Consider the following 12,888-nt stretch of genomic DNA (forward strand, 5'->3'; position numbering starts at 1 on the left):
CTCGAGCGGAGTCGAGAGCTTGGGGGAGGGTGGGCACACCGGGACACCGCCGCGCAACGTCCGTACCCCGCCCAACCCGAAGCCCCGCTCACGGGACCCGGGGCGCAGCTCCGGCTCACGAGTTGCGGGGCCCGGCCCCGCACCGGGCGCGGGGCGGAGCCCCGAGGGGGCCGGGGCGGAGCCCCGGTTTCGGGAAGGGGCGGGGTGGGGCAGAGGGAGGGGTCAGGCCTGGCGGCTGAAGGCCGCGTCCGCGTCCGCCTTGGCCGGAGCCGGGATCCGCACCCGCGCAGGCCCGGCCGCAGCTTCGGCGGAGGCACAGGCCGCAGCCTCGGCAGAGGCATCGGCGGAGGTGCAGTCCATGACCCGCGGCAGCTTCAGCGCCATGACCGCCCCGGCGAGCAACAGCCCCGCACTCACCATGAGCGTGACATGCAGCCCGTGCACGAACGACACCCGCGCCGCCGCGTACAGCGCCTCCCCCGCCGGCCCGCCCAGCGCGGACGCGATCTGGTAGGCCTCGCCCAGCGAGTTCGCCGCCCCCGCCGAATCGGCCGCCGGCACCCCTGCCACCTGCGCCAGGCCCGGCGCGTACGCCGCGTTCATCACGCTGCCGAGCAGCGCGATGCCCATGCCGGCGCCCAGCTGGTAGGAGGTCTCGCCGATGGCGGCCGCGCCGCCGGCCGTCTCCGCCGGGGCCTCGCTCAGCATCGATTCGTAGGCCGCGAAGAGCGTGGTCTGCAGGCCGAAGCCGAGCAGTACGAAGCCCACGGTCAGCAGCAGCGGACGGTCGTGCTGGCCCATCAGGGTCAGCATCAGCACGGCCAGGGCGGTGAGCAGGAAGCCCAGCGAGACCATCGCCCGCGGGCCGATCCGGTTCAGCGTGTACGAGCCGGTGCCGCCGGCCGCCATGGCCGCGAAGGTCAGCGGCAGCAGCCGCAGGCCGGTCTCCAGCGGGGACAGGTGCAGCACCAGCTGCAGGTACTGGACGGCGATGAGCTCCAGGCCGACCAGTGCCAGCATGGCGAGCACGATGCAGCCCACCGAGGTGGTGAAGGTGGCGCGGGAGAACATCCGCATGTCGATGAGCGGGTGCTTCCGGCGCCGCTGGCGGTGTACGAACAGCACCAGCAGGACCGCTCCGAGGAGCAGCGGAAGGAAGGCCTGCGCGTCCAGGAAGCTGCGGTCGGCGCCGGCCCGCTTCACGCCGAGCACCACGCCCAGTACGCCGCCCGCGGCCATCAGCGCGCCGACGACGTCCCACGGGCCGTCGGTCTCGCCGCGCGATTCGGGCAGCAGCCACCGGCCGAGCGGCAGGATCAGGGCCATCAGCGGGATGTTGATGAGGAAGACCGAGCCCCACCAGAAGTGCTGGATCAGGAAGCCGCCGAGGACGGGTCCGCTGGCCGCGCCGATCGCGGCGACCCCGGTCCAGATGCCGATCGCCAGGGCGCGTTCCTTACGGTCCGGGAAGACCTGGCGGAGTATGGACAGGGTGGCGGGCATGATCATCGCGCCGCCGATGCCGAGCAGGGCCCGCGCGGCGATCAGTACCTGGGCGTTGTCGGCCAGGGCGGCCACGGCCGAGGCCACGCCGAAGAGGCCGTAGCCCAGGAGCAGGATGCGGCGCCGCCCGACCCGGTCGCCGAGGGTGCCGAAGAGGATCAGCAGCGAGGCGCACACCAGCGGGTACGCGTCGACGATCCACAGCAGCTCGATCGAACCGGGACGCAGGTCCTCGGTCACGGAGGGGACGGCGACGTGCAGGATCGTCGCGTCGAGCGCGACGAGGACCAGGCTGATGCACAGGACCGCCAGGACCACCCAGCGGTTGGCTCCGCCCGCAACCGCGGTGAGCCGCTGCCGGGACTTCGGTCCGGACATGCATGTACCTCCCAGGTGATCCCTCGCGTTCGGTGGACCAGCGTCGTGACGTGCCGCGGTGGGCGGCTTGGTTGACGGGGCCCGGCATCGACACGCGAGTGAACGGTCAGCGTACGCGAGTTCGGTCAGGGGTCGCGTGGTCAAGCTCTCACCCCGGCGACCCCCGGCGTGTGGCGTGCGCCACTCGCCTCCCCTCCGCGTACACGCCTGGTCACGGCCCGTGGTTCTGCTCCCGGGTGCCGTGCCGGTACCACCGATAATCATGCCTGTGGAAGATCTTGCCGTTCGCCGGGCCGCGCCCGCGCTGCTCGCCTTCGCCGCCGTCCGGATCCTCGGGCTGGCGGTGCTCGGCGTATGGGGGGCGGTCGCCGGCAGCAGCCCGCACACCTTGCTCTCGGCCCGGTGGGATTCCCTCTGGTACGCGCGGATCGCCGCCGAGGGCTACGGGTACGAGGTGGTGCTGCCGAACGGCGACGTCCATTCGAACCTGGCGTTCTTCCCGCTGCTGCCCTGGCTGGAGCGGGCCGTCTCGGCGGTGACCGGGCTGTCGTACGGCTCCGCGGGCCTGGTGGTCTCGGTGCTCGCCGGTCTCGCGGCGGCGTGGGGGATCTTCGCGATCGGTGATCTGCTGTACGGCCGCCGGGTGGGGGTGTGCGCGGTGGCGGCCTGGGCGGCGCTGCCGGTGGGGATCGTCCAGTCCATGGCCTACAGCGAGTCGCTGTTCACGGCGCTGGCGGCGTGGTCGCTGTACGGGGTGCTGCGCGGCCGCTGGATCACCGCGGGCCTGCTCGCGGCGGCGGCCGGGCTGACCCGCCCGGTGGGTGTGGCGGTGGTGGCCGCCCTGTGGGTGGCGGCGGTCCTGGCCGCGCGGCGCGGTGAGGCCTCGTGGCGTACGGCGGCGGGGGCGCTGGTGGCTCCGGCGGGCGCGGCGGCGTACGTGCTGTGGGTGGGGGCGCGCACCGGCGAGGGGGTGCTCGGCTACCTGCGGGTGCAGGGCGGCTGGGGCAACGGCTTCGACGGCGGGCTCGCCTTCGCCCGGTTCATCGGGGCGAAGCTGGGCTCCCCGGCGTGGCCGGCCGGGGTGGGGCTGATCGCGGGTGTGCTGCTGGTGCTGTGGCTGTACCGGCTGTGCGTGCGGCAGCGGCAGCCGGCGGTGCTGCTGGTGTACTGCGGGGTCGTGGTGGCGCTGGCGTTGTGCGCGTCGGCGTACTTCGGGTCGAAGCCGCGGCTGCTGCTGCCGGCGTTCCCGCTGCTGCTGCCGGTGGCGGCGGCGCTGGCGCGCGGGAGCACCCGCCGGGCGGCGGTCTGGCTGGGGGCCGCGGCGGCGGTCGCGGCGGTGTACGGGGCCTTCTGGCTGAACGGTTCCGGACCGCCATAGCGGAATTCAGAATTCCGACACCGAATTGACGCTCCCCCATAAAGCGGTTGACGGGTTTCGGAGGAATTCACGAGCCCGGGACGGAACCACTGCCGGATTACCCCGGATAAAACCCCGACTGAGACCTACTCCACATCACATGGTCATCACAAACCCGGCGATTCGCGCGGGCGCCCCACTCGCGCGCGGTAACGTCGATTGAGTGCGTACCGACCCGTCATTCACCCGTCTGGAGCGGCTGTTCGCCCGCCTGGACCGTGAACCCGAACGACCGGCTCATCTGCAAACGCCGCAGATGAGCCGGCACCGTGTGGTGCTCTTCGCTTCGACCCTGGTGTTCTATCTGGCCATCGTGGTGGCGGTACTGACCACGTCCTGGCTGGTCCGGCTCGACTGGCAGGTGATGTTCTGGCGGCCGTACGAGCAGCTGCCGGAGCTCCACGCCTTCCTCGACTACCTGGTGGTGCTCGGCCAGCGCGGCCCGACCGCCGTGATGGTCGCCGCCTGGCTCGGCTGGCGGTCCTGGCGGCAGCACACCCTCCGCCCGCTGATCACCCTCGGCGTGGCCCTGCTGCTGCTCAACATCACCGTCGGCTCGGTGAAGCTCGGTCTGGGGCGGCTCGGTCCGCACTACGCCACCCGGATCGGGTCCGCCGAGATGTTCGCCGGCGGGGATATATTTCCGTCGGGCCACACCGCCAACGCCGTGGTGACCTGGGGCATCCTCGCCTACCTGGCCTCCACCGTGCGCACCCGGCGCAATCTGTCGGTGCTCTCCGCCGTGGTCGCGCTCAGCGTCGGCGCCACCACCGTCTACCTGGGCACCCACTGGGTCAGCGACGTGCTGCTCGGCTGGGCGGCCGGCCTGCTCATCCTGCTGGCCCTGCCCTGGTTCGAGCCGCTCATCGCCCGCACCGAGAGCCTGGTCTTCGAGCTGCGCGAGTACGTCCGCGAGCGCCGGGCCGGGCGGCGTGCACCGTTGCCGGTTCCCGTCCCCACCCCGGTCACCCTGCGTGCCGCGGGCCACTCCGCGGCACCCCGGGCCACCGCGCACCTCACCGTCCGGCCGCACATCATCCGCTCCGAGCGGACCCCGGCGACCCCGGCCGGGAGCCGTCGCCCCGCGCACGCCGCGGCCCATGCGGCGCACGCCGAGCGGGGCGCGCGGAACCCGTCCGCCCGCCCGGTCGCGGGAGGCTGATTCACGCCGCGCGGGGGCCGGTACGCACACACCGCCCCCGCGCGTCAGCGGCACGGCCACGGCTTCAGCCGAATCGGGTCACGCTTAGGTCACGAAATGTCGACAACTGTTTCACCGGCCCGGCTCACCCGAAGCGACGCATTCCGGAGCCCGCAGAATTGCCTCCGGTGGTGCGACACGCCCGGCCCGAACTCCCTTCTGCATTCCGCCGGCAGGCACCTGAATTACCGTGCGAGCATTCCCGACGGGCCGCCCCCGCAACGAATCTGACGGACTATGGACCGGCCTCCCCAGCGAGCCCGCACGGAACCCTCACTTCTTCCTCACGGGCGCGTCCGCACCGCCTTGCCGGGAAGAGGCTGGGAGCATCGTGACCCTGATCTGATGCCGCCTCAGTGAGGGGACCATCGTTGGGAACGCCGCCCGCGACAGCGCCGCCGGTCCGCACCCGCGGCCGGATCCTGGTCGACTGGCTGACCACCACCGACCACAAGAAGATCGGCCACCTCTACCTGGCCACGTCGTTCCTGTTCTTCCTGCTGGCCGGCCTGCTGGCGCTGCTGATGCGGGCGGAGCTGGCCCGGCCGGGCCTGCAGCTGGTCACCAACAACCAGTTCAACCAGGCGTTCACCCTGCACGGCACGATCATGCTGCTGCTCTTCGCGACCCCGACCTTCGCCGGGTTCGCCAACGAGATCATGCCCCTGCAGATCGGCTCCCCGGACGTGGCCTTCCCCCGGCTGAACATGCTGTCGTACTGGCTGTTCCTGTTCGGCGGGCTGATCGTGCTGATGTCACTGGTCATCCCGACCGGGCCGGCGTACTTCGGCTGGACCGCCTACGCCCCCCTCAACAGCCTGGACCGGTCACCCGGCATCGGCGCCGACATGTGGATCATGGGCCTGGCACTGGCCGGCTTCGGCACCATCCTCGGCTCGGTCAACTTCATGGTCACCATCATCGGCATGCGCGCCCCCGGCATGACCATGTTCCGGATGCCGATCTTCACCTGGAACGTGCTCTTCACCTCGATCCTGGTGCTGTTCGCGTTCCCGGTGCTCGCCGCCGCGCTGCTGGTCCTGGAGTCCGACCGGCGGTTCGGATCGGTGGTCTTCCAGCCCCAGTGGGGTGGTGCGCTGCTCTGGCAGCACCTGTTCTGGTTCTTCGGCCATCCCGAGGTCTACATCATCGCGCTGCCGTTCTTCGGGATCGTCACCGAGATCCTGCCCGTGTTCTCCCGGAAGCCGGTCTTCGGCTACGTCACCCTGATCGGCGCGACCATGGCCATCACCGGGCTGTCCGTGGTGGTGTGGGCGCACCACATGTTCGTGACCGGCGCCGTGCTCCTGCCCTTCTTCTCCCTCCTCTCCTTCCTGATCGCGGTGCCCACGGGGGTGAAGTTCTTCAACTGGACCGGAACCATGCTGGGCGGCTCGCTGTCCTTCGAGACGCCCATGCTGTGGTCGATCGGCTTCCTGGTGAGCTTCCTGTTCGGCGGGCTCACCGGGGTGATCCTGGCCTCCCCTCCGATGGACTTCCAGGTCACCGACTCCTACTTCGTCGTCGCGCACTTCCACTACACCGTGTTCGGCACGGTGGTGTTCGCGACCTTCGCCGGCTTCTACTTCTGGTGGCCCAAGATGACCGGCAAGATGCTCGACGAGCGCCTCGGCCGGATCCACTTCTGGACCCTCTTCATCGGCTTCCACACCACCTTCCTGGTGCAGCACTGGCTGGGCGCCGAGGGCATGCCCCGCCGGTACGCCGACTACCTGGCAGCCGACGGCTTCACCGTCCTCAACAGCGTGTCCACGATCGGGGCCTTCCTGCTCGGCCTGTCCACGCTGCCGTTCCTCTACAACGTCTGGAAGACCCACCGCTACGGCGCCCGGGTCGAGGTGGACGACCCCTGGGGCTACGGCCGCTCGCTGGAGTGGGCGACGTCCTGTCCGCCGCCCCGGCACAACTTCACCGGGCTGCCCCGGATCCGCTCCGAGTGCCCCGCCTTCGACCTGCATCATCCGGACTTCGCGGCGCTGCCGATCCGGGCCCGGGACCCGCGGACCGCTGAGCTGCCCGGGCCAGCAGATCCCGGGCGTCCCTGATCCGCTCGACCAGCTCGGGCGGCTCCACCACCTCGAACTCCAGGCCCATGAACAGCACGTGGAAGAGCAGCACGTCCAGGCTCACCCCTCCGGTGTGCAGCAGGCACGAGTGCGCGTCCACCGGCTCCAGCACCCCGTCCGCCGGCGCGAGGACCTGCCCGGCCTCCTCGGCGGAGACCAGCAGCCGGATCACCCCGTGCACCGCGTACGCCCGCTGCCCGATGCCCCTCGACACGTAGGCGGCCAGGTCCTCCGCGGGCGGCGTACGCGGAGTGAAGCGCGGGCCGTGCGGCGGTCTGGGCTCGATCCGGTCGGCCCGGAAGGTCCGCCAGTCGGCCCGGTCCACGTCCCAGGCGACCAGGTACCAGCGGCGCTCGGTGCACACCAGGCGGTGCGGCTCCACGGTCCGGCGGCTGGACGCCCCCTCGTGGTCGCGGTAGGAGAACCGGAGCCGCTCGCCGTCCCGGCAGACGGCGGCCAGTTCGGTGAGCACGGAGGGGTCCACGGTGGACCGCTGCTGCCCGCGCAGCAGGGACACGGTGAACTCGTTCAGCGTGTTCACCCTCCGCCGCAGCCGGCCGGGCAGCACCTGCTCCAGCTTGGCCAGCGCACGTACGGACGCCTCACCGATCCCCTCGACTCCGTTGCCGGCGGCGGTACGCAGACCCACGGCGACGGCCACCGCCTCCTCGTCGTCGAGCAGCAGCGGCGGCAGCTCGGCCCCCGCGCCCAGCGAGTAGCCGCCGCCGGTGCCGGGGCTGGCGTTGACGGGATAGCCGAGCTCGCGCAGGCGGTCCACGTCCCGCCGGACGGTGCGCGGGGTGACGCCGAGGCGCTCGGCGAGATCGGCCCCGGTCCATTCGCGGTGGGTCTGCAACAGGGACAGCAGGCGCAGCAGGCGCGCGGAGGTCTCCAGCATGCCCCGAGTCTGCCAGCGGGCCGGCCCGCTCCCGTGGGCGGCCCGGAGGGCCGCCCCGGGTGGGTGAAGCCCGCGACACACGGACGAGTGAGGCGGGAGGGCGGGAAGGCGGGAAGGCGGGAGGGCGGGAGGGCTCAGCAGCCGGGTGCGTCCTTGCCGCCGCTCCTCGCGAGTTCGCAGAGCGTCCGGGCCGACACCTTCCAGGTGCCGTCGCGGAGCACCGCGGTGCCCTTGCTGCCGGAGAGCAGCGGATTGCCGCCCACCCGCAGGTCGTAGGTGACCCGCGCCTCGGTGGGCGAGGTGAAGAGCACCTCGCCCACTTCGGCGGAGGTCCTGGTGGCACTCGGGTCGGCTTCGAGCCGGGCGAGCAGCGGCGCCATGCCGCTGCCGTTCTCCAGGACCCGGACCCGCTCCGCCGCGGGCGTCCGTCCGTCGAAGAAGAGCGCCCAGTTCTCCTCCACCTCGGCCCGCGCGGCGACGGCGTCGACGGGCTCCCGGGCGACGCCGATGCCTGCGGATGCGGAGGCGGAGGCGGAGGGAGAGTCGGAGGCAGAGGCCGGTGGAGAGCCGGAGGGGACGGGCGCGGGAGCCTCCTTGGACCGGCCTGGGGAATCGGGACCGGGCACGCCCCCGCCGTCGCCACCGGCGGAACATCCCACCAGGGCGGCCACCGCCCAGACCCCCACCGCCACCGCACGCGCGCGCACACGCCAGCCCATCCGCTCACCGCCACAATCCGAGCGACCCTTTCGCCCCATTCCTCCCAGCCTGCGTCCCCCCATCCCCCACTTCAAGCAGCCCCGCCGCCGAGCGGGCACGGGTCGGCCCGGCCTTCGGTGGAGTCGGCGGGGTCGGGGGCAGGGTGAGCATCGTGCCCGGCCGCAGGAGGGCCGGCCGGTCACCCACGCGATCGCGGTTCGCCGCGCGGAGGGTCCGCCAGCCTCCCTCGATCCGGTACTTCCGCGCGATCGCGTACAGCGTGTCACCCGGCCGGACCACATGCATCCGCCCGGCCAGCCCGTACCGCCTCGCGCACTCCGGCCAGGCCTCCCAGCCCTGCGTGGCCAGCACCTCCTCCGCGACCCGGATCTGCTGCGGCTTCGTCGCGAGGTCCGCCCTCGGCGCGAAGGCCAGGCCACCGTGGTCCTCCCAGGTCCGCTGCCAGAACTGCAGCCCGCCGTAGAACCCGTTGCCGGTGTTGACGTGCCAGCGCCCGCTGCTCTCGCAGTCCGCCACGCAGTCCCAGGGCCACACCGCCCCCGGCCCGCAGTCCCCCGGCCCGGTGCCGATCACGCCCGGCGAGCCGACCGCCGCCGACCCGGCCGGTCCCGGCGCGGGCGGGGGCGGCGCCGCGGCAGCCGCCCGGACGGCCGGCGACAGGGACAGCGGCAGGGGCAGGGGCAGGGGCAGCGAAAGGAGCAGGGACAGCGGCACGGACACCAGCGCGGCGATGGCCGGGGAAACGGCCCGCCGGATCCGGGAGTTGGGCATCGGGACACGCTACGCAGCCCGCCGGCGCCCGCTCCCGCCGCCACGCGGCACCCACCCCGGCCCCACCCGCACGGCCCACCCGCACGGCCCACCCGGCCACCCCCGCCGATGGCCGATCGACAACGTCAAACGACCGCATCCCGACCGGAGTTGACCGCTTGGGAAAGGGCCGTTCGGCGCATTCACCCTTTCGGGCCCCCGGTTCGATTCCGTTCCCCCGTCCGGCGTTACCCCGCCCACGGCTCCCCCGTTGAGCCCGGCGAGCCGGGAACCGCCCGGCCGCGCACGCCTAGTCCGAGGAGTGACCCCGTGCCGCGCATGCTCGACGTCAGTGATGACGTACGCGCCGAGATCGGCGACGAAGAAGCCGAACTGCTGCTCGCCGGCGACAACGCGCCGGGCAGTTACGACTGCACCTCCTGCCGCACCCCGGGCAACTCCGAGACCGAACGCACCAGCACCGTGCTGTTCGTCGGCGAAGAGACCGCCGTCCTCGCCTTCGCCCACGCCACCTGCATCCCCTCCCAGGTGGTGGCCGTGTCCGAGGAGCAGCTCCAGGGCGCCGTCGCCTCCATCACCGGCGACTCCCCCGCGCCCGGCGCCGGGACCCCCCAGTCGGTCCCCGGCGGCCAGGCCGTCCTCGGCATCACCAGCGGGCTGGTGCTCATCGGCGGGGAGCTGCACCCCGCCCTCGTGGTGGAGCCCACCGCCCCCATCGCCCGCCCCGGCAGCACCGGTCCCGGCGACGACTTCCTGCCGCTCCTGATCGAGCAGGGCTTCCACCCGATCACGGACACCACCGCGCTGCCCTCCCCGCTGGAGGGCTGGTCCGTGCTGCTGGCCGCCGGCCAGCTGCACGCCGTACTGCAGCCCGGCGCGGCCCCCGGTGCCCCGCAGGTCGCCTGGTGGCAGGCGCACCAGGCACTGTCCGTCACCGAGGGCTGGCGGGCCGCCGTCAACAAGACCCAGCGGGTCCTGATCTACGCCGCCCCGGTCGGCTCCATCGGGCAGCAGCCCCGCGAGGACCTGCTGCGCGACGCGCTGGACAAGGCGGCCGCCGCCGGCCAGCTGGTCGCCGCCTCCATGCCGCTCGCCGGCACGTGATGTCCGGGGCGGGGGCCGGCTGACGCGGCCCCCGCAGACGGGCGGCCGGGAGGCCGGCCGGCCCGGCGGGCGAGGACCCCGGTGGTGCGCCGGGGGTGCGCGGGATGCCCGCGTACCCCCGGCCATCTGCGTTTTTTCGGCGTTTCATGGCGGGTTTTCCGACCGACACGCGCCGCGCCCGCATCCGCGGCGCCTGTAGTTTCGTTGGCGTATACGTGCATTCATACGACCCCCACATCCCCCCGATGCGGACGCACAGCGCCTCGCAGACCCCGATCTACGACGCCCTCTACTCGGAGTACCTGCGGTCCTTCCGTGCCCTGCCGTACGACCGGACGGGCGAGGAGGACCTCGGGTTCACGGCGTTCGGGGCGCTCACCACCCCCGCCGCCATCACCCCCGTCCAGCAGTCCGCGTACGGGTTCGCCGGCCAGGGCTTCACCGGCCACAGCAGCAGCGGCCACAGCGGCGTCGGCGGCTGGAACGGTTCCGCATGGCAGACCGAGCCCTGGCCCGCCGTGTACGCCGCCCAGCCGACCCAGGTGGGCACCGGGTCCGCCGGAAACGGCGGCGGGCGGCAGCACCAGACCGGGATGCACCACATCCCGGCGGCCCTGCCGCCCGCTCCGCGCCGGACCTACTGAGCCCCGGCGCCGGGGGTTGTCCCCCCGGTCACTTCTTCTTGGCGGTCTTGCTGCCGCGCTTCTCCCGGACCCGCACGGAGATGTGGATCGGGGTCCCCTCGAAGCCGAACTCCTCGCGCAGGCGGCGCTCGACGAAGCGGCGGTAGCCGTGCTCCAGGAAGCCGGACGCGAACAGCACGAACCGCGGCGGCTTGGTGCCCGCCTGGGTGCCGAACAGGATGCGCGGCTGCTTGCCGCCGCGGATCGGGTGCGGGTGGGCGGCGACGATCTCACCGAGGAAGGCGTTCAGCCGGCCGGTCGGGACCCGCGTCTCCCACCCCTCCAGGGCCGTCTCGATGGCCGGGACCAGCTTCTCCATGTGCCGGCCGGTCTTCGCCGAGACGTTCACCCGGGGCGCCCACGCGACCTGCTGCATCTCGGTCTCGATCTCGCGCTCGAGGTAGTAGCGGCGCTCCTCGTCGAGCTCGTCCCACTTGTTGTAGGCGATGACGATGGCCCGGCCTGCCTCGACGGCCATGGTGATGATGCGCTGGTCCTGGACGCTGATCTTCTCGGTCGTGTCGATCAGGATGACCGCGACCTCCGCCTTCTCGACGGCGGCGGCCGTGCGCAGCGAGGCGTAGTAGTCCGAGCCCGTCTGGAGGTGGACCTTCTTGCGGATACCGGCGGTGTCCACGAACTTCCAGGTGACGCCGCCGAGCTCGATCAGCTCGTCGACCGGGTCGCGGGTGGTGCCGGCCAGCTCGTTGACGACGACCCGCTCCTCCCGCGCGACCTTGTTGAGGAGGGAGGACTTGCCGACGTTCGGGCGGCCGATGAGCGCGATGCGGCGAGGGCCGCCGATCGCGTTGCCTCCGAAGGTCTGTGCGGGCGCGTCGGGCAGCACCTCCAGCACGGCGTCCAGCATGTCGCCGGTGCCGCGGCCGTGCAGCGAGGAGACCGGCCAGGGCATGCCCAGGCCGAGGGACCACAAGGAGGCCGCGTCGGCCTCGCCGCTCTGGCCGTCGACCTTGTTGGCGCACAGTACGACGGGCTTGCCGGCCCGGCGCAGCAGCCTGACGACGGCCTCGTCGGTGTCGGTGGCGCCGACCTTGGCGTCGACGACGAAGACGCACGCGTCGGCGGCCTCGATGGCGTACTCGGCCTGGGCGGCGACGGAGGCGTCGAGGCCCAGGACGTCCTGCTCCCAGCCACCGGTGTCGACGACCTTGAAGCGGCGGCCCGCCCACTCGGCCTCGTAGGTGACCCGGTCGCGGGTGACGCCCGGCTTGTCCTCGACGACCGCCTCGCGGCGGCCGATGATGCGGTTCACCAGGGTCGACTTGCCGACGTTCGGGCGGCCGACGACGGCGAGGACGGGCAGCGGGCCGTGGCCGGCCTCCTCGATGGCGCCCTCGACGTCCTCAAGGTCGAAGCCCTCTTCCGCGGCGAGCTCCATGAACTCCGCGTACTCGGCGTCGCCAAGCGCTCCGTGCTCGTGCTGGTCGTTCATGAAGTCCGTTCCTCGTCGTTCGTGGTGATCGGTGGCACCCGCGCGGTCACGCGGGCCCACTACTGGTTCAAGTCTCACTCAGCGCCCGGTCAGGCGCTTCGCGTCCGCCAGGTGGGCGGTGAGGTGGTCCTGGATCCGTACGGTGGCGGCGTCCAGGGCCTGCCGGGTGCGGCGGCCGGTGCCGTCGCCGGCCTCGAAGGCGTCGCCGAAGACGACGTCGACGCGGCCCCGCAGCGGGGGCAGCCCCTTGACCAGGCGGCCGCGGCGCTCGCTGCTGCCGAGCACCGCGACCGGCACGATCGGGGCGCCGGAGCGCACCGCGAAGTAGGCGAGCCCGGCCCGCAGCGAGGCGAAGTCGCCCTCGCCGCGGGTGCCCTCGGGGAATATGCCGAGCACTCCGCCGTCCGCCAGCACGCCGAGCGCGCCGGTGACGGCGGTCCGGTCGGTGCCGGAGCGGTCGACCTTGAGCTGGCCGATGCCCTCCAGGAAGGGACCGAGCGGCCCGGTGAAGGCTTCCTTCTTGATCAGGAAGTGCACGGGCCGGGGCGCGGTCCCCATGAGCATGGGCCCGTCGATGTTGTGGGAGTGGTTCACCGCGAGAATGGCCGGCCCGGAGGCCGGCACCTTCCAGGCGCCGAGCACGCGGGGCTTCCACAGCCCGTACATGAGCCCG

10 protein-coding genes and 1 pseudogene are annotated in these 12,888 nt (G+C 72.6%); 5 read left to right on the forward strand and 6 right to left on the reverse strand.

What is annotated here, in order from left to right; all coding sequences use genetic code 11:
- Positions 1-222: 222 nt before the first annotated feature.
- Positions 223-1,881 carry an MFS transporter gene (locus ACGFQ9_RS37615; protein WP_393580340.1) on the reverse strand — a complete coding sequence of 553 codons (1,659 nt, stop codon included), beginning with the start codon at positions 1,879-1,881 and terminating at the stop codon, positions 223-225.
- 262 nt (positions 1,882-2,143) lie between these two features.
- Here ACGFQ9_RS37615 and ACGFQ9_RS37620 point away from each other — a divergent pair, with 262 nt between their 5' ends.
- The 3 genes and pseudogenes from ACGFQ9_RS37620 to ACGFQ9_RS37630 all read left to right on the forward strand — a co-directional run.
- Positions 2,144-3,259: a hypothetical protein gene (locus ACGFQ9_RS37620; protein ID WP_393580342.1), complete on the forward strand. Its 1,116-nt coding sequence runs from the start codon at positions 2,144-2,146 to the stop codon at positions 3,257-3,259.
- Between the two features lie 202 nt (positions 3,260-3,461).
- On the forward strand, positions 3,462-4,460 hold the full coding sequence (locus ACGFQ9_RS37625) for a phosphatase PAP2 family protein (RefSeq protein ID WP_393580343.1): 999 nt from the start codon (positions 3,462-3,464) through the stop codon (positions 4,458-4,460).
- A 395-nt stretch (positions 4,461-4,855) separates the two neighbouring features.
- Positions 4,856-6,385, forward strand: a pseudogene (locus ACGFQ9_RS37630) (cbb3-type cytochrome c oxidase subunit I); the annotation flags it as partial.
- Positions 6,386-6,428: 43 nt separating this feature from the next.
- Here the strand turns inward: ACGFQ9_RS37630 and ACGFQ9_RS37635 are convergent.
- The 3 genes from ACGFQ9_RS37635 to ACGFQ9_RS37645 form a co-directional block, all read right to left on the reverse strand.
- Positions 6,429-7,484 (reverse strand): helix-turn-helix transcriptional regulator, encoded by a 1,056-nt coding sequence (locus ACGFQ9_RS37635; RefSeq protein WP_393580345.1) that lies wholly within the window; start codon positions 7,482-7,484, stop codon positions 6,429-6,431.
- A gap of 134 nt (positions 7,485-7,618) precedes the next feature.
- Complete coding sequence (locus tag ACGFQ9_RS37640; RefSeq protein WP_393580346.1) at positions 7,619-8,203, reverse strand: hypothetical protein; 585 nt, start codon at positions 8,201-8,203, stop codon at positions 7,619-7,621.
- Positions 8,204-8,207: 4 nt separating this feature from the next.
- Positions 8,208-8,975 carry a transglycosylase family protein gene (locus ACGFQ9_RS37645; protein ID WP_393580347.1) on the reverse strand — a complete coding sequence of 256 codons (768 nt, stop codon included), beginning with the start codon at positions 8,973-8,975 and terminating at the stop codon, positions 8,208-8,210.
- A gap of 309 nt (positions 8,976-9,284) precedes the next feature.
- Between ACGFQ9_RS37645 and ACGFQ9_RS37650 the strand changes: the two genes are divergently transcribed.
- On the forward strand, positions 9,285-10,079 hold the full coding sequence (locus ACGFQ9_RS37650) for a hypothetical protein (RefSeq protein ID WP_393580348.1): 795 nt from the start codon (positions 9,285-9,287) through the stop codon (positions 10,077-10,079).
- A 245-nt stretch (positions 10,080-10,324) separates the two neighbouring features.
- Positions 10,325-10,723 (forward strand): hypothetical protein, encoded by a 399-nt coding sequence (locus ACGFQ9_RS37655; protein WP_393580349.1) that lies wholly within the window; start codon positions 10,325-10,327, stop codon positions 10,721-10,723.
- 28 nt (positions 10,724-10,751) lie between these two features.
- Here ACGFQ9_RS37655 and der read toward each other — a convergent pair whose 3' ends face one another.
- Both der and ACGFQ9_RS37665 read right to left on the reverse strand, forming a co-directional pair.
- Complete coding sequence (der, locus tag ACGFQ9_RS37660) at positions 10,752-12,215, reverse strand: ribosome biogenesis GTPase Der (protein WP_393580351.1); 1,464 nt, start codon at positions 12,213-12,215, stop codon at positions 10,752-10,754.
- A 78-nt stretch (positions 12,216-12,293) separates the two neighbouring features.
- A complete protein-coding gene (locus tag ACGFQ9_RS37665; RefSeq protein WP_393580397.1) occupies positions 12,294-12,881 on the reverse strand; it encodes a lysophospholipid acyltransferase family protein in 588 nt (195 codons plus the stop codon).
- Positions 12,882-12,888 lie beyond the last annotated feature (7 nt).

It is taken from the genome of Streptomyces sp. NPDC048603, from assembly GCF_043199475.1.
GTDB lineage: Bacteria > Actinomycetota > Actinomycetes > Streptomycetales > Streptomycetaceae > Streptomyces.

Bases quoted from the DNA above. Each gene is read 5' to 3' on its own strand.
- der (WP_393580351.1), bottom strand. From the start codon at position 12,215: ATGAACGACCAGCACGAGCACGGAGCGCTTGGCGACGCCGAGTACGCG.
- ACGFQ9_RS37635 (WP_393580345.1), bottom strand. From the start codon at position 7,484: ATGCTGGAGACCTCCGCGCGCCTGCTGCGCCTGCTGTCCCTGTTGCAG.
- ACGFQ9_RS37615 (WP_393580340.1), bottom strand. From the start codon at position 1,881: ATGTCCGGACCGAAGTCCCGGCAGCGGCTCACCGCGGTTGCGGGCGGA.
- ACGFQ9_RS37655 (WP_393580349.1), top strand. From the start codon at position 10,325: ATGCGGACGCACAGCGCCTCGCAGACCCCGATCTACGACGCCCTCTAC.
- ACGFQ9_RS37645 (WP_393580347.1), bottom strand. From the start codon at position 8,975: ATGCCCAACTCCCGGATCCGGCGGGCCGTTTCCCCGGCCATCGCCGCG.
- ACGFQ9_RS37640 (WP_393580346.1), bottom strand. From the start codon at position 8,203: ATGGGCTGGCGTGTGCGCGCGCGTGCGGTGGCGGTGGGGGTCTGGGCG.
- ACGFQ9_RS37665 (WP_393580397.1), bottom strand. From the start codon at position 12,881: ATGTACGGGCTGTGGAAGCCCCGCGTGCTCGGCGCCTGGAAGGTGCCG.
- ACGFQ9_RS37620 (WP_393580342.1), top strand. From the start codon at position 2,144: ATGCCTGTGGAAGATCTTGCCGTTCGCCGGGCCGCGCCCGCGCTGCTC.